The sequence below is a fragment of the Protofrankia sp. CiP1_Cm_nod1 genome (assembly GCF_920888515.1).
Classification (GTDB): Bacteria; Actinomycetota; Actinomycetes; order Frankiales; family Frankiaceae; genus Protofrankia.
In genome coordinates this window covers 1-14,478 of record NZ_CAKKTM010000271.1, presented here as the reverse complement: position 1 = coordinate 14,478, position 14,478 = coordinate 1, and the positions used below count along the sequence as shown (strand labels likewise).

At 70.5% G+C, this 14,478-nt stretch carries 18 protein-coding genes and 1 tRNA gene; 7 read left to right on the top strand and 12 right to left on the bottom strand.

Features of this window, described 5'->3' with window-relative positions:
- Window positions 1–406 precede the first annotated feature (406 nt).
- Both NBX02_RS12565 and NBX02_RS12560 read left to right on the top strand, forming a co-directional pair.
- The gene (locus tag NBX02_RS12565; protein ID WP_250282230.1) at window positions 407–811 is read left to right on the top strand and encodes a secondary thiamine-phosphate synthase enzyme YjbQ; all 405 of its coding nucleotides are present in this window, start codon (window positions 407–409) and stop codon (window positions 809–811) included.
- Window positions 812–997: 186 nt separating this feature from the next.
- Window positions 998–1,435, top strand: a complete 438-nt coding sequence (locus NBX02_RS12560; protein ID WP_250282182.1) for a DUF3052 domain-containing protein — start codon at window positions 998–1,000, stop codon at window positions 1,433–1,435.
- 495 nt (window positions 1,436–1,930) lie between these two features.
- Here NBX02_RS12560 and NBX02_RS12555 read toward each other — a convergent pair whose 3' ends face one another.
- Window positions 1,931–2,353, bottom strand: coding sequence for a DUF4234 domain-containing protein (locus tag NBX02_RS12555; protein WP_250282184.1), 423 nt, complete (start codon window positions 2,351–2,353; stop codon window positions 1,931–1,933).
- Window positions 2,354–3,027: 674 nt separating this feature from the next.
- Between NBX02_RS12555 and NBX02_RS12550 the strand changes: the two genes are divergently transcribed.
- The 3 genes from NBX02_RS12550 to NBX02_RS12540 all read left to right on the top strand — a co-directional run bounded on the left by NBX02_RS12550 (window position 3,028) and on the right by NBX02_RS12540 (window position 4,215).
- Window positions 3,028–3,486 carry a peroxiredoxin gene (locus NBX02_RS12550; RefSeq protein ID WP_250282186.1) on the top strand — a complete coding sequence of 153 codons (459 nt, stop codon included), beginning with the start codon at window positions 3,028–3,030 and terminating at the stop codon, window positions 3,484–3,486.
- A gap of 37 nt (window positions 3,487–3,523) precedes the next feature.
- The gene (locus tag NBX02_RS12545) at window positions 3,524–3,928 is read left to right on the top strand and encodes a hypothetical protein (RefSeq protein WP_250282188.1); all 405 of its coding nucleotides are present in this window, start codon (window positions 3,524–3,526) and stop codon (window positions 3,926–3,928) included.
- Between the two features lie 215 nt (window positions 3,929–4,143).
- Window positions 4,144–4,215 (top strand) — tRNA-Val (locus NBX02_RS12540).
- Between the two features lie 185 nt (window positions 4,216–4,400).
- On the opposite strand, the gene NBX02_RS12535 is transcribed toward NBX02_RS12540, so the two are convergent.
- The 8 genes from NBX02_RS12535 to NBX02_RS12500 all read right to left on the bottom strand — a co-directional run bounded on the left by NBX02_RS12535 (window position 4,401) and on the right by NBX02_RS12500 (window position 10,904).
- Window positions 4,401–5,672 (bottom strand): site-specific integrase, encoded by a 1,272-nt coding sequence (locus tag NBX02_RS12535; RefSeq protein WP_250291456.1) that lies wholly within the window; start codon window positions 5,670–5,672, stop codon window positions 4,401–4,403.
- Window positions 5,673–5,925: 253 nt separating this feature from the next.
- Window positions 5,926–6,222, bottom strand: coding sequence for a hypothetical protein (locus tag NBX02_RS12530; protein ID WP_250291452.1), 297 nt, complete (start codon window positions 6,220–6,222; stop codon window positions 5,926–5,928).
- Window positions 6,223–6,361: 139 nt separating this feature from the next.
- Window positions 6,362–6,547 (bottom strand): helix-turn-helix domain-containing protein, encoded by a 186-nt coding sequence (locus NBX02_RS12525; RefSeq protein WP_250291451.1) that lies wholly within the window; start codon window positions 6,545–6,547, stop codon window positions 6,362–6,364.
- A gap of 30 nt (window positions 6,548–6,577) precedes the next feature.
- The gene (locus tag NBX02_RS12520) at window positions 6,578–8,302 is read right to left on the bottom strand and encodes a replication initiator (protein WP_445548396.1); all 1,725 of its coding nucleotides are present in this window, start codon (window positions 8,300–8,302) and stop codon (window positions 6,578–6,580) included.
- A complete protein-coding gene (locus tag NBX02_RS12515; RefSeq protein ID WP_250291449.1) occupies window positions 8,299–8,529 on the bottom strand; it encodes a hypothetical protein in 231 nt (76 codons plus the stop codon). The genes NBX02_RS12520 and NBX02_RS12515 overlap by 4 nt, the downstream gene beginning before the upstream one ends.
- Window positions 8,526–10,043: an FtsK/SpoIIIE domain-containing protein gene (locus NBX02_RS12510; protein WP_250291447.1), complete on the bottom strand. Its 1,518-nt coding sequence runs from the start codon at window positions 10,041–10,043 to the stop codon at window positions 8,526–8,528. Before NBX02_RS12510 ends, NBX02_RS12515 begins: the two co-directional genes overlap by 4 nt.
- 124 nt (window positions 10,044–10,167) lie before the next feature.
- A complete protein-coding gene (locus NBX02_RS12505) occupies window positions 10,168–10,485 on the bottom strand; it encodes a hypothetical protein (RefSeq protein ID WP_250291444.1) in 318 nt (105 codons plus the stop codon).
- The gene (locus NBX02_RS12500) at window positions 10,482–10,904 is read right to left on the bottom strand and encodes a plasmid replication, integration and excision activator (protein ID WP_250291443.1); all 423 of its coding nucleotides are present in this window, start codon (window positions 10,902–10,904) and stop codon (window positions 10,482–10,484) included. The genes NBX02_RS12505 and NBX02_RS12500 overlap by 4 nt, the downstream gene beginning before the upstream one ends.
- Before the next feature lie 230 nt (window positions 10,905–11,134).
- Between NBX02_RS12500 and NBX02_RS12495 the strand changes: the two genes are divergently transcribed.
- On the top strand, window positions 11,135–11,551 hold the full coding sequence (locus tag NBX02_RS12495) for a helix-turn-helix domain-containing protein (protein ID WP_250291441.1): 417 nt from the start codon (window positions 11,135–11,137) through the stop codon (window positions 11,549–11,551).
- Between the two features lie 84 nt (window positions 11,552–11,635).
- Here NBX02_RS12495 and NBX02_RS12490 read toward each other — a convergent pair whose 3' ends face one another.
- Complete coding sequence (locus NBX02_RS12490) at window positions 11,636–11,845, bottom strand: hypothetical protein (RefSeq protein WP_250291439.1); 210 nt, start codon at window positions 11,843–11,845, stop codon at window positions 11,636–11,638.
- A gap of 53 nt (window positions 11,846–11,898) precedes the next feature.
- The gene (locus NBX02_RS12485; protein WP_250291437.1) at window positions 11,899–12,138 is read right to left on the bottom strand and encodes a hypothetical protein; all 240 of its coding nucleotides are present in this window, start codon (window positions 12,136–12,138) and stop codon (window positions 11,899–11,901) included.
- A gap of 411 nt (window positions 12,139–12,549) precedes the next feature.
- On the opposite strand from NBX02_RS12485, the gene NBX02_RS12480 reads away from it, so the two are divergent.
- Window positions 12,550–13,995 (top strand): helix-turn-helix domain-containing protein, encoded by a 1,446-nt coding sequence (locus tag NBX02_RS12480; RefSeq protein ID WP_250291435.1) that lies wholly within the window; start codon window positions 12,550–12,552, stop codon window positions 13,993–13,995.
- 256 nt (window positions 13,996–14,251) lie between these two features.
- Here NBX02_RS12480 and NBX02_RS12475 read toward each other — a convergent pair.
- The coding region (locus NBX02_RS12475; RefSeq protein ID WP_250291432.1) for a hypothetical protein at window positions 14,252–14,478 on the bottom strand (227 nt) is incomplete at its 5' end.

The following is a 14,478-nucleotide window of genomic DNA, read 5'->3' as shown; positions in this document are numbered from 1 at the left end:
GGGGCCGGGGTTGGTGGGCCGGGGCTGGTGGGCCGGGCCGTCGGGGTGGCCGGGCCGGGTGGCGGGCCCGTGACAGCCCCGGCGGGCCCACCGGCCCGCCGGGGAGTCCGTGGAACATCCCAGGGCGCCGGGACGGGGGCGGCACAATGAGAGCGGATGCGGGATGCGGGATGCGGGATGCGGGATGCGGGATGCGGGATGCGGGATGCGGGGGCGGCACCGGGGCGGGCAGCACGAGGAGAAGCGCCGGTTCTCGCGGGTCTGGAGACGGGAACCCCCGGGCACGGGCGCGCGGCATCCCCCCGGGCGTGGGCGCGCGCTGGCGGTGCGGGGAAGTGGCGGCGGTGCGGGGAAGCGCGGGGAAGCGAGGGGAAGTACGGGGAAGAAGGCCGGGAGAGGGCGGGGCATGGAGACGACCACGGTGTCCGTACACACTGGCGGGACAGAGCGTGTCCACGACCTCACCGATGATGCCCGTCGGTTCGTGGCCGGGCGCGGGGACGGGCTGCTGTCGGTGTTCGTCCCGCACGCGACCGCCGGAGTCGCCCTGCTCGAGCTCGGCTCGGGCAGCGACGCCGACCTGCTCACCACGCTCGGCGAGCTGCTGCCGGCGGACAGCCGCTGGCGGCACGCGCACGGCTCGGCGGGCCACGGGCGCTCGCACGTCCTGCCGGCGCTGATCTCCCCGTCGCTGACCGTGCCGGTCCTCGACGGCCGCCTGCTCCTGGGGACGTGGCAGTCGATCGCGCTCGTGGATCTCAACGTGGACAATCCTGAACGCACTGTTCGACTCTCGTTTCTGTCCGGATGAGCCGGTACGGGTGGCACCTTTGTCCACAACTACCGGCGTGGCACTTGCGCTGCCCCGGGGTGCTCCGGTGGACTAGGTCCACGGTGGTGCGCGCAGCAGGTGGATCGAACAACCGCCGTGCCGTACAGCCGGTGCTCACGGGCGGCGTGCCCGCGGGCAGCTGACACGAGCAGGAGGTTGTTGAGGGTGAGTCCGACCGCGGCGAACGCCGAGGGTCAGCGGCGTGCGGAACGTCTGGGCATTACGCCCGGGGTACTGGTTCAGTCGCTCAACGAAGACAACGACATCGCCTATGATCTTCTCGACGCCGTCACCTCGGCCAGCGGAACGGAACTCGTCCCGGAGGACTCCGACGATGTGGTCGATGTCGTGCTGCTGTGGTGGCGGGACGACGACGGCGACCTTGTTGAGGCACTCATCGACGCGCGCCGCCAGTTGTCGGAGGCCGGTGTGATCTGGCTGCTGACACCGAAGGCCGGCCGGCCCGGCCACGTGGAGCCCAGCGATGTGCTGGAGGCGGTGCCGGCCGTCGGCCTGGTGCAGACGAGCACCGTCAGCGTCGCCACCGAGTGGGCCGGCATGCGGCTTGCCGCTCCCAAGTCCCAACGGGTCCGGCACCGCTAGCCGTCCGCCAGGGCGCTGGCCGTCCACCAGGGCGGGCCCCCCTCAACCGGGAGGACAGGGGGCCTCAACCGGGAGGACGAGGACGGGTGGCCGGTGTCGCCGTGCGCCGTGGGCATCCCCGCCGGGCGGTCTCGCGGCGGCCGGTACTCGGCCGGTGGGTGCCCACCGCCGAGTGCCGGCCATCGGAGAAGACCGACGCGAGTGTGCTGGTGGGTACACCCACCGGGCCGGAAGGCGTACCCGCCGGCACACTTGCCCCGATCGTGCCCGGACGGGCGGTCGCGGACGCCGTTCAGACCGCCCGCCCGGGAGGACATGGTCTCCCATCCGGGCGGACGGCCGCGGACGCGGTCCCCGCCGTGTTGGCCGGCGGGGCTGTATGGCCGTCCCGCCGTGTGGCCATCCCTCCGTGCGCCTCCGTGCGCCTCCGTGCGCCTGGCCGGCGAGCCAGGCGCACGTACAGGCTCGTCCAGGCGTACAGGTCAGGCGTACAGGTCAGGCGTACAGAGGTACCTGCTGTCCTTCCACCGAGCCCGGGTAACGGTCCCAGATTTTGTTGATCTCATACTGGAGGTACAGCGGGCCGCCGCCGACGAGCCAGAGGACGAACGCGACACCGGCGCTCAGCTCGGGCAGGCCGGCCGCCCGCTGGGCCTGGCGGGCGCGGGTGCCCAGCCGCCACACGGCCACGAGCGACGGCACGATCAGGAGCCCTCCGAGCGTCACCGCGAGCACCGACAGGACCGGGTTGACGTCGATCCGCCGGTCGTAGGCGTTGAGCTCCTTGTTGGTCTTGTAGACCCACACGATGTCGTAGATGCCAAAGGTGATCAGAGGCAGGCCGAGCCAGGACGCGAAGGGGTTGCGCCGTCGGCCGCGGATACCCGCGCCCACCGGCTGCGGGTAGACGTCGGGCACAGGGGCGCCCGGCGTGAGGTACCCGGCCCCGTATCCAACTGGCCTCCGTGCCCGGGCTGGTCCCCGTAGCCGGGCTGGTCCCCGTGTCCGAGGCTGCTGTGACGATCCCCCGGCGGGGGCTGGTCGTACGGATTCGTGCTGTGTGGCCCAGGCGGCTGCTGTCCGTACTCATGTTGACCATACGGACCGAAATTCTGATCGGTCACCGTGCTCCCTGCTTTTTCGTGTGCCGTCGTCTCGTACATCCCTCGCGGTTTCATACACCCCGACGGATGTGCCGATCCGGGCCGATCGGAACAACACCGGCAGACCGCCCGGCAGCCGCGCGAGGCGTCCGCCGCCGAAGGAAGCGGATACACCCGGTGAAACGGATGGAAGCGTGAAGCGAGTGGGAGCGGGGTGACGGCAGGCGCGTCCGGGTCGACGGGACGGGATGAACGTTACCGGCCAGGACATCCGACCAGTAGCCTCCGGCCACATCGGCGCCGTATGACGGACCGGGAAGCACAGGAGGTGACAGGAGGCCGGCGGGAGGTGGTGGCCGGCGGCGCCGGCGCGGGCGGCCACCGGCGCGGGGGATCCTGATCCAGGGGCCGATCAGATGGCATGCTGGGAACGGGTGGCCAGCCGCCCCTTATCCGAATACACACCGTTACTGTCGAGAGGATGTGCCAGTGGCCGTCGACGTGGGCAGCATCGCCCCTGACTTCACCCTGCGTGATCAGAACAACGAGGAGGTCGCACTCTCGGAGTTCCGTGGGCGGCGTAACGTCGTCCTCCTGTTCTACCCCCTGACCTTCACCGGTATCTGCCAGGGCGAGCTCTGCGCGGTCCGCGACGATCTCTCGTCGTTCCAGAACGACGATGTGCAGGTTCTCGCGGTCTCGGTCGACTCGCCCTACGCCCACAAGGTGTGGGCGGAGCGCGAGGGATACGACTTCCCGTTGCTGGCCGACTTCTGGCCGCACGGCGAGGTGGCGCGCAGCTACGGCGTCTTCGAGGAGAGCAAGGGATTCGCCGTCCGGGCGACCTTCATCATCAACAAGGAGGGCGTCGTCCACTGGAAGATCGTGAACGGCCCCGGTGAGGCCCGGGACCACACCGAGTACCTCAAGGCGCTCGCCGCGCTGTAGGCTGCACCCGCTCTTTCCCGTCACATCAGGTTGCAGGATGCCGTGCTTTCGTTGTCACACCCGCCAGACCGACCCCACCCGGGGAGCCAGCCCGTGGCGGCGGGCGGTCGTGGCGGGTGAGCAGGTGCTGTTCTGCCCGCAGTGCCAGCAGACGGTCGGCTGGTCGCAGACCCTCGACCGCTGCGGCAACTGCGGCTCGACACACCTGGCCAAGGCTCTCGGCCTGATCTCATGCCAGGACTGCGGCCGGGAGATCCAGCCGGCCCTGTCCGGTCCTGATCTTCCGGCCGGCTCTGCTCTTCCGATCCGTACGTCGACGTCGACCCCGGCCTCGGCCTCGGCGTCGGGGGAGGCGCCCGCACAGCCGGTGCCCGCACCCCCCGAACTCAGCGCCGAGGTCGAGGCCGCCCTCGCCCGGATGCTGGGCCACAGCCTGAGGTGACCGGTGACGTGTGCCCGCTCGGCCCGTCCGACCGGCGGCAGGGCCAAGCGGGCACACGCACGGGCCAGCGGCGCGCCCGGACAGCCGGCAACCCCGCGCCGGGCCCGGACGGACGTTCCCCGGCACGGACGACGTCGACATCCGTACCGGGCACCGGTTTCCGTGGCATCCATCCCCCACAGCCGTGCGCTGTTGCGTACGCTTACGAGCATCCCGGGCGCGTAGCTCAGCGGGAGAGCGCTCGCCTTACAAGCGAGTGGTCGCAGGTTCGATCCCTGCCGCGCCCACGGGCTGGCTTCGGCTGCTTGTCGATCTGCGATCGACTGCGCTACCAGCCGCGATGCTAGCCGGGGGGCCGAGCCCCCCGAACCCCCCACGGTCAAACCCCCTGGGGGTTTTGTGGTTTTTGGGGGGTGGGGTGTAGCAACGGGTGTAGCAACGTGGCTGGGGCATCGTGGGGGATCACGGGGGCTCAGGGGCCGGTCAGGTGGGTGTCGAGGCGGGAGAGGGCGGCGCGTTTTTCGGCCATCGACGAGTGGGCGTAGATGGTCATGGTGACCTCGATGGCGGAGTGGCCGGCGATCTCACGGACGGTGTGGGGTGGGACGCCGAGGTCCAGGAGCAGGGTTACGCAGGTGTGGCGGAGGCCGTGGAAGACCACGCCGTCGAGGCCGGCCGCACGGCGGAGGGGCTCCCAGGTGCGGCGGAGGTTACCGGGTTCGATCACAGTACCGATCTTCGTGGTGAACACGTGGTCGGTGCTCACCCAGCGCTTGCCGGCCGCCTCTCGCTCGGCGTCCTGAAGCTTGCGATGTTCGGTGAGGGCGTCGGCGACCAGGCCGATCAGGGGCAGGGTGCGGAACGACGTGTCCGTCTTGGGCGTGACCAGGTGGAGCGCGCCGCCGGTGCGCTGGAGAGTGCGGCGGATCGTGAGGGTGCCGCGGTCGGTGTCGACGTCGGACCACTGGAGGCCGAGCAGTTCCCCGCGGCGCAGGCCGAGGAAGAGCGCCAGGACCACGAGCGCATACAGCCGGTCGCCGGCCGCCGCGTCGAGCAGTGCCCGTGCCTGGTCGACGGTCAGGCCCCGGTTGATCCCGTACCTCGGTGGTGTGACCTTGACCAGCTTCGCCACGTTCCGGCGGATCAGTTCCTCGCGGACAGCCGCCTGAAGGCCGTTGCGCAGCACCGCGTGAGCCTGCTGGACGAGCCGCCGGGACGGGATGGCCTGGCAGCACCGGCCGACCGCGCAGCAGCGCCGATCCTTCACCGACCGCCGGGCGTCTCGACCGTGCTTGCAGCACAGGCACGAGTTCTCCATCTGGCGCATGAACAGCCGGACGTCCGCCGCGGTCAGCTTGTTCAGCCGCTTCTTGCCGATCGCCGGGCAGATGTGGACCCGAACCATCATCTCGTACCCGTGGTACGTCGCCGGCTTGGCGTTCGGTTTCACGCTCTGCGCGAGCCAGTAGGTCAGGAACTTCTCGACCGTCCACCCGGTCGCCTCTGCCGGAATGCCCTGGTCGGAGTTGGCCTGTAGTTCGGTGAGCTTGCCACGGACGATCTCTTCCGACTTGCCGTAGACCGGTCGCCGCCTGGTCGTCCCGTCCGGCATGAGGACGTAGGCTGCGCCGACCCACAGGCCGTCGGCCCGCTGGTAGATCGAGCCCTGGCCGTTCGCACGCTTCGTGCGCTCCTTGCGCCGGCCGTTCGCCGGGCCGCTGCTGTTGTTGCCGTTGCTGGGCATGGTGAGGAGGACTCCTTGCCGAGAGGGGGAAGGTTCCGCCGAGGCCGGTCGCGGATGGCGTTGTCCGGTTCCGGTTCCGGGGTCCGTTCTCTGGGCGGGGGATGATCTGTCGGGGCGCCGGCCGCGTCCAGGGCGCCTATGGCGTCGCTGACGCGATCGGCCTTCGGCCGACCCTGGACACGTCCGGCACCCCGACAGCAGGGAAAGCCGCCAGAGAACGGAAAAGAAATGGGAAGGGCGGGCAGGAATGCCGCTACGGGCGGGGGACGCTCGCCGCCACCGGATCGGCCGAGGGGTGCGGGCCGGCCGGGACGGTTGCCGGAAGTCCGGGCACCCGGTGGAAGACCAGCACCGCGTCGACGTCACCGAAATGTTCGGTGAAGAACGAGTCCGCGGGCAGATCGGCGAGGATCGCGGCCAAGTCGCCGACGTCAGCACCAGGGCGGATGGTCAACTCATGACCGGTGTCGGTCGCACGCACCGCGACGAGCGGTGAGTCACCGCCGGGGGTGCGCCACGCCCCGAAGCTGCCGGACGAGAAGATGGGCACAGGGCTTCACTCCTTGCTTGCTCAAGGGTGGGTCTCAGGTCCCGGTCGGGTGTTCGCAGCACCCACCGGGACCGCTTTGCTTGCCGAGTGTCCGGGCGGTCGGGAGGTCCCCGCGCCTGGTTGTTGGATTGCTGGCCGGTCATGCTGCTTCTCCGTCGCCGCGCAGCCGGTCGACATAGGCGAGGACCGCGGCACGGGGAACACGCCGAGCACGGCCGATGCGGACGGATTCGAGCCGGTGACCGCGGATCAGGTCGTACACGGTGCTACGCCCGACGCCGAGCAGCGCGGCGGCTTCGTCGACAGTCAGTAAGAGCTTGATCACGACTCTTCTCCACAGGGCCAGGGCGGGCGGTCAGGCAGCGCGAGCCGAGTCCGGTGGGCCGATTGCCGGAAGCTCAGCGCCGGTGGCGCGTCGGGCTGTGTCGAGTTGGGCGCGCCAGCGGTGGCGGTCCGCGACCGCGCGGAGGAGGAGATGTTCCCGGCGGGGTGTGGCAGGGTCGCCGGGGCGGAGAAGCTGCCAGACCGCCCGGTCGACGCCGTCGCCCTGGCCGCCGCTGGTGTCACCTGTGTGGCCGAGGACGGCAAGCTGTTGCCGGACCCAGATTTTTCGATCTTCCCGATGATCGGCGAGGGTCTTGCCCGACCACTTCCGGGAGACGAGTACCCGTCGGCCGCCGAAGCCGAGGGTTTCGCGCCGGTGGGCCTTGCCCCGGCACCGTCCCGGTACCAGCCCGGCCCGCGGGTTCTTCGGCTGGACGCCGTAGAGCAGCCAGTTCGCACACGTCGGCGCGCACGGTTCGTAGCGCAGCGCGTCGGCGAGCCGGTCGACGTGCTGTCGCTGCGCATCGGTGCTTACCGTGTGGCAGGCGTCCAGGCCCTTGGTCAAATATTTGGTCAGGTAGCCGATCAGCCGGCCGGTATTGGCGTTGTTCGCGGTCACCCCGTCCGCGCGGACCTGCACCCCGAACCGGACCACATGCGCGGGCTCGGCATCGTCGCCGAGCGTATCCAACGCCGCGTCCCAGGTCGGCAGCGGTGCGCCGCTGTCCGGGTCGGTGTAGCCGCCGGCCCGTTCGTCCCAGACCGGCAGCCGGCCGGGGCCGTAGACCGGCCGGTCACAGGACGGCCACCACACCTGGTGATAGGTCGCAGCCGCGACCTGCCGCAGCAGCACCCGCGGGATCGTGCCGCGTATCGCCGCGTGCAGATGCGGCGCCAGCCGCCGTTGCGGCTCCAGGGCGGCGAAGTACTGCACGTCCCAGCCGACCGCGCGGCGGAGGTTCTGCCAGAACCGGTCGAGCAGCTTGGGAAAGTGGATCGCGTCGCGGGCCGCCCGCCGGTAGTCGTAGCCGTCCGGGTCCACCGGGGTGCCGTCGCCGTTCACTCGGCCGTAGCTGTCGCAGGTGAGCGTGAGAAACATCGACGGCCGCCACACCGTCCCGTCGGGTGCGGTGAACGTCCGGCCCACGGTGCGCCGGTCGACGGGGAGCCGGGGCAGGTCGGGGGCGTCCTGCCTGCGCCGGGTCGATCGGGTCCGCCGGGGCCGCTCCCGGGCCTCCGGGGCGGTCGTGCCGCGCACACCAAGATCGGTCAACGCGGCGTCGACCTGGGAGATCAGATCGTCGGCTTCGGTGATCTGCTCGACGTGGTGGCTGGTCACGGCGTCGGTGCGGACGGCTTCGAGGTCGGCGCGGAGCTGGACGAGGGTTTTCGCGTCGTCGGTCGGCGGGTCCGGGTCGGGGAGTGGTTCGTCGTCGAGGTGCCAGCCGGCCTTGCACTGCGCCATCCGCAGCTTGCGTGCCCGGTCCGCGCACGGCGGGCACTTGCTGGCCAGGGTGGCCCCGCACGGCACCGGGATCGTTTCCGTCTCCCCGGTGGTCAGGTCCACCCGGCGCATCGCCAACGGGCGGATGCACACCCCGTTGTCGACCGCGACCGCCTCGAGGACCTGCCGGGCCAGCGGCAGTCGCATCCGCGCCGCCCGACTCCCCGCCGCCGGGTCCGTACTTGAGACGGTGCCGGTCGGACTATCCGGATGCGCCGACAGCAGGCCGGCGGGGTCCGTTCCACTTGTCACGCGGCCCGCTCCTCCTGGTCCTGGTGGTCGTGGTCGTGGTTCGGGCCGTCGCCGGCCGGGTCGGGATCGGGCGGGTGGCCGGGGGGCGGTTCCCGGCAGCCGCACACCCGCCCCCGCCCGACCGGCACCCGGCAACCGGCATCGGTCCGGTGTGCCGCCCACAGGTGCCGGCACCAGGAGCACAGCGGCAGCACGAACACCGGGGCGTATCCCTCCAGTCCGGTCATGCCGCCCAACCGTCGACATCCGGGGTCCACCCTGTGCCGGGATCGTCGAAGCCAATGATCTGACCGGCGACCGGTGGCCGGTAGCGGTGCGCCATCCGGCCGATCTCGGCGTCGTCGATCCAGGCGGCCCGCACCCGCACCGGGTCGGCCTGCCCGTCGGCGAGCACATAGCCGACCCCGGGCAGCCCGTCGGGGATCTCCTCCGCTCGGGCGCCGCGATCCCGTGCGCCGTCGCCCAGGACCAGGTCGACTTGGTCGGGTTCGGTCAGCCGCAGCGCCACCCGGACCGGGAACAGGTCCCGGAACGGCAGCACCTCTTTCCGCGGGTCCTGTACCGCCCCGATCACCACCACCCCAGGTGCCCGGCCCTGCGACAGCAGCAGCGGCAGCGAGGCGGCCAGCCGCCGCTTGAGCTCCCGGTCGGTGACGTAGGCGGTCAGGGCGGCGAGTTCGTCGACGATCACGACGATCAGCGGTTCGTCGGCGGTCGGGGTGTGCAGCCGGGTCACGCCGCGCAGCCGTCCGGCCCGCCCGCGCATGACCGTGACGGCGTCGTCGAGCAGGTCGGCGATGCCGGCGGTGTCGGTGGCGAACCGGGTGAACATGTCCCGGCCGAACGCGAGTTCCATCCCGCCTTTCGGGTCGGCGACCCAAAGTTCGACCAGGCCGGCGCGCACCGCCGGGCCGAGCCCGCGGATCGTCGCCCACAGCACCGACCCCTTCCCCGCCCCGGTCGCCCCGGCCACCAGCACATGGGCGCCGCGGACCGGTAGCCGCCAGGGCCGGCCGTCCTCCCGCCGACCGATCGGGAGCCCGGCCAGATCCACCGGCGTGTCGTCGTCCCACCCGTCGTTGTCTCCGCCGTCCGTGTCGGGGCCGTCGAGGTCGGCCGGGGGGACGAGGCCGGCCAGTGGGTCACGGTGGGTGAACTCCAGCCATATGTACCCCACCCGATCGGCACGGATCCGGCACGCCTGCGCGCGGAACGCCTGCCGCAGCGCTTCGGCCTGCTCCGCCCACTGCTGCGGGGTCTGTCCGTAGAGCAGCTCCACCCGCAGCCGGTCCGCCCACCGGTCGGAGCGGATCGTGCGGATGCGGGGGAAGGTTTCGGCGAAGGCGACCCGGTCGCCGTTGGACACCGGGATCCGGATCGCCAGCCCGGTATGGACCATGACCGGCCGCCACCGCCACCGGTAGACGGCCAGCAGCCGCAGCCGGCCGCGCAGCCAGCCGGTCAGCCAGGCGAACGACCGGCGGTGCGCCAGCCGCCACCCCGCCGCCAGCCCGGCGACGGCGAGGAGCACCAGGCCCAGCCCGGCCAGCCCCCACCGGTCCCGGATCACCAGCACCGTCAGCAGCAGACCCACCAGCACCGGATGCCGCAGCACAAAGAGCAGCAGCCGGGCGCACATCCGCCCGGCCAGCCCGACCAGCACCACCCACAGCGGCACGTCGACTCTCGGATGCCGGGTCGGCACGTCGGGAAACGGCCGGGAGCCGTTGATTCTGGCCATGACAGATCACACCCACCCTGCATCGCACGAAAAAGAAACGGAAAGAAAGAGGAATCGGCGGACCGGAACCGGCGGAGCGCAAAGAAAGCTCAGACGGCCGTCCCGGTACCCGGGAGAGGCGTGCTCAGGCCGCTGTCGTGGTATCGCTCGTCGAATCGTCGGCGGTGCGGCCTGCCAGCAGCCGTTCGCATTCGCTCAGATAGTCGGTGGCGGCCCGTACCAGCGCCCGCGCGAACACGAGATGATCCGCGGTTACCGTGCCGCCCGACACGGACAGGGACAGGTCGATGTGGCCGGTGTCGACGGTGAGGATCGGCCGTTCGTGCGGGTAGGTGTGGCAGCGCGCCGACCCGTCCGCGCCGACGTGCACGCTGACATGCCCCCACGACCCGGCCGGCATCCGCCCGCCATCGGTGTCCGGGCTGGCTGTTGGCTCGGTCATGCCGCCGCTCCCGTCGAGCCCCGACCACCGGCTGTCGCCCGGACCGGTCGCATACCGGTTGCCCGCAACGCGAATTCCTGCCGCGGCTGGTTACCGTTCGTGCGCACCCACGGGGTGAGCGTCAGCCCGTCGAATTCCACCGGTCGGAACGGCGTGCCCGGCATCGGCTCCGGGGGCACCGGCCGAACCGGCGATGAGATCTTCACCTTTACTTCCGCCGACCCCGCCCGCGCGTTCGGGTCGGCGTCCACCACCCGGGCCACCCACACCAACTCGCCGGTGATCTTGTCCCGCTCCTGCACATCCGGAAGGCCCGCCTTCGCCTTCTCATAGTCGCTGGCCGCCTCCACCCCGAGCACATACGCGCCGTGCGGGAACACGTCCCCGAACGCCACCGGAATCCGTCGCGGTATCGCCATCGCCGTTTCACCTCGCCCTGCGTCATCAGTGTGCCGGCGGCTGCCGGCCATCGGTCGTTGCAGGACATACAGTGCACCGCGCGTGAACCGCTCATCAACCATTATGTGCCCGTAGCATGTGAGGTTCACATAAGCGTGCAGCAAAGACCATGCGTCCGGCAGTGGGTCCCGCTGGGATATATGTGTACCTCACATGCCCTACTGTTTGCTTGACAGCTAAAATCGGCGGCATGGAGGACCAGGAACAGAGATCACCCGTCTACACGGCGCGGGGCGCGATCGGGGGCGAGGACTGGGCCGCGGTCGCCGACGCGGTCAACCAGCGGATGGCAGCCCGCCGCATCGGACAGCAGGAACTCGCCGACATCTCCGGCGTGTCCGTGTCCACCGTGCGCCAGATCCAGCATGGCGGTAAGGGCCGGCGGGTCCAGAACAAGACCCTGACGGCGCTTGCCCGCGCGCTCGACTGGCCCGGCGATCATCTGATTCGGGTGCTGGTCGGTGACCAGGCGCCGGACGTTCCTGCCGGGGCAGCCATGCGGGAGATCCTCGCCGGGATCGACCGCATCGAACAGCAGCTTGCGGACATGAGCCACCGCATGGCCGCCGTCGAGGAACTCGTCACCGCCCAGGGGGCCGGCAGATAAAAGGGCCAGGATCCCCCGATGGCGTTATTACCGCCCGGGATCCTGGCCCTTTGTACCCGTACCGCGAGAGCAGCCTCTGACCGCTCAGTCCGGCGCGGATGACGTCCCGGTCGGCTCCCCGGACAGCAGCCGGTCGAGCGGCCGGAACACCAGTATTACTTCCACATCGCCGAACGCTTCGGCGAACCCGAGCCCGTCCGGAAGCGCTGCCCAGGCCCGCATCACGTCCGCCGGACGATCCGCCGGGTAGATCGTGACCGTGCAAGCACCGTCATCCGGATCAGGCCCGGTCACCGGCCACGGATCGCCAGACGTGATCTCCGGCGGAGCGCTCTCCCGGTCGCCGGTCATCGACCGTTGGCCCGCCGCATGGACCGTGCCAGCGCCGCATCCAGCAGCAGTCGCCCGGCCGCCGGCGCCGTGACGCTGTCCACGAAGAAGAACAGCGGCGTCACCTGAAAGTCGGACCAGCCGCTTTCCACCGCGAACAGTTCCGCCGACGCGGGCGAATCGAACGCGATCGTGGTGTCGCGGACCCGCCGTTCCTCACCCGGTTCGAACCGCACCACCCCGTACAGGACAGGCATCCGCACATCCGTGCCCCCGCCGTCCGCAGTGTTCTTCCTGGTTACCGTCACCGGTCGCATCCCGTCCCGCTCTCGTTATCCGCTGGTTGGATGCCGGCCCGGTCCCACGCAGACCACCGCTCGACCACGGGACGGGGCCGGCTGCGCCTTAGCCTCACGGCGCCGCACGAGCCCACGGAAGATGCCATTCCCATGTGACTCTCGCCTGCGCCCGACGGACAACCCGTCAACGACAGCCACACGCCCCCTCAATAGGTGAGCTTTCCCTACCCGTTGGGCGTAATCCGGGTACTGTCGGCACCAGTCCTGCCACGAGACGTGTCCCTCTCCGGGTCGGAAGGGTGATCAGATATGCCGGCTGTGTCCCTCGGCCCGTACACGGTGTCCGAACGGCTCCTTGCCCGCGACGACATGCGCGCCGCGCTCGCCGCCCGCGACTTCGGCACCGCCTTCCGGCTGATGCGGAAGTACGACGCCGCCAGCCAGGACCGCATCGCCTCTGCGGTCGAGGGTCTCGACCAAAGCCGCGTCAGCAAGATCGTGCACGGTCGGGACCGGGTGGCCTCCCTGGAACTGATCGAACGCATCGCCGACGGCCTGCGTATCCCCGGCGGCATGCTCGGCCTGGCCCGCCGCACATGGGAACCCACCGCACACCCACCGCACGCCCAGGCAGACGTAAAAGCGCCGGTGGTCGACAGCCAGTCGAGCACCGCTCAGCAGCCGGTCACCAACCCCGAGGCAACCGCTCAAGGACTGGTGTACGAACCCTCGGTGCGACGTACCCTGAGCACTGTCGCCGAGCTCGGGAGGGCCGACGTGCGCCGTCGGGACATGCTGCTGCGTTCATCATTCGTTCTCGGTGCACTCGCCGGTCCCAGCCGAGATTGGCTGTTGACCAGTCTGGACGCCGCCGACTCTGGACGGCCCGCCCACGCGGACATGGCCGCGGTCGAGTCCATCCGCAACATGTTCGGTGTGTTCCAGGAAATGGACGTCATCCAAGGCGGCGGTGACATCGCCCGCCGCACCGTCGCCCAGTACCTCACCGAACATGTTCTCCCGCTCCTCCAGGAGTCCCACCCCGAGCCCGTCCGCCAGGCCCTCTTCGAGGTCGCCGCCGAACAGACCTATCTCGCCGGCTGGATGGCGTTCGACTCCGGCCAACACGGCATCGCGCAGCGCTACCTGATCCAGTCCCTCCGGCTCGCCGACGCCGCCGGTAACCGGATGCTTGGCGCCCATGTCCTGGCCGGCCTCTCCGATCAGGCAACCCAACTCGGACACCCCGACGAAGGGCTTCGGCTCGCCCGCGCCGGCCGCCACGGTCTGCGTGGTCTGCGTGCCCCCGCCGCCCTGACTGACCTGTACGTGTTGGAAGCCCGTGCCCTGTCGGTCCTGGGCCGCTCCACCGACACCGCCGCGACGATCGCGCAGGCCGAAAAGACCTTCGATCTCATCAACCCGGCGAACGAACCCGAATGGGCGAAGTTCATCGACGAGCCCTACGTCACCGGGGAGATCGCGAACAGCCTGCGGGACATCGGCGACCCGGCCGAGGCCCACCGGTACGCCCGTCAGTCCGTCGAAGCCGCCCGCAAACAGAATCGCGGACGCCGCGGGGCGCTGAGCCAAACCGTCGTCGCCGTCAGCTTCACCCAGCAGAACGACCTCGAAGGCGCGATCGCCGCCGGCCATCAGGCGATCGACATCGCCGCCGGAGTCCCCACCTCCGCCCGCTACGTCACCGCCATGACCGACCTGCGGAAACGCCTCACCCCGTACCAACACAACACCCACGCGCGCGAACTCGTCTCCCGCATCGACCGCACCGCGCTTGCCGGCAACGCAGCCTGACCACACCGGAGCCGAACCGACGATCAGCGGCGCGGCCCGACGTACGACGCCGGCTATGCCCGAGGCTGACTGACTGCCGAATTCTCCATTTTAGGATCAAGCGCGGTACGAGGCCCGCGCCACGCGACGGCTGCGCGCGGCGCTGGCGCGCCGTGCTCGCCGGCGCGTCGCAGCCTCGCGCCGCGAAAGCCTCACCGGCCGAAACCGCTAGCCCAGCCAGGATCCAAAGCCCCGGCGCCACCGAGCAGGCTCGGTTTTAGGGCCACCAGCGTTGCACACACAGCAGCGACGAGATGACCGCGGCGGCGACCAGGTCGCGCCCTTCCCTGATCGAAAGTGCGGTTGGAAGAACATCGACCACGGCCTTCCGTCCTGCTAATGATGCGGCGGTCAGCGCTTGGGCGAGGATCGGCCCGCGTTGGTCGGCGGGTAGGCGGGGTGCCAGCCCGGACAACGCCCGCGCCCGGGTGTACGGGTGGTCGA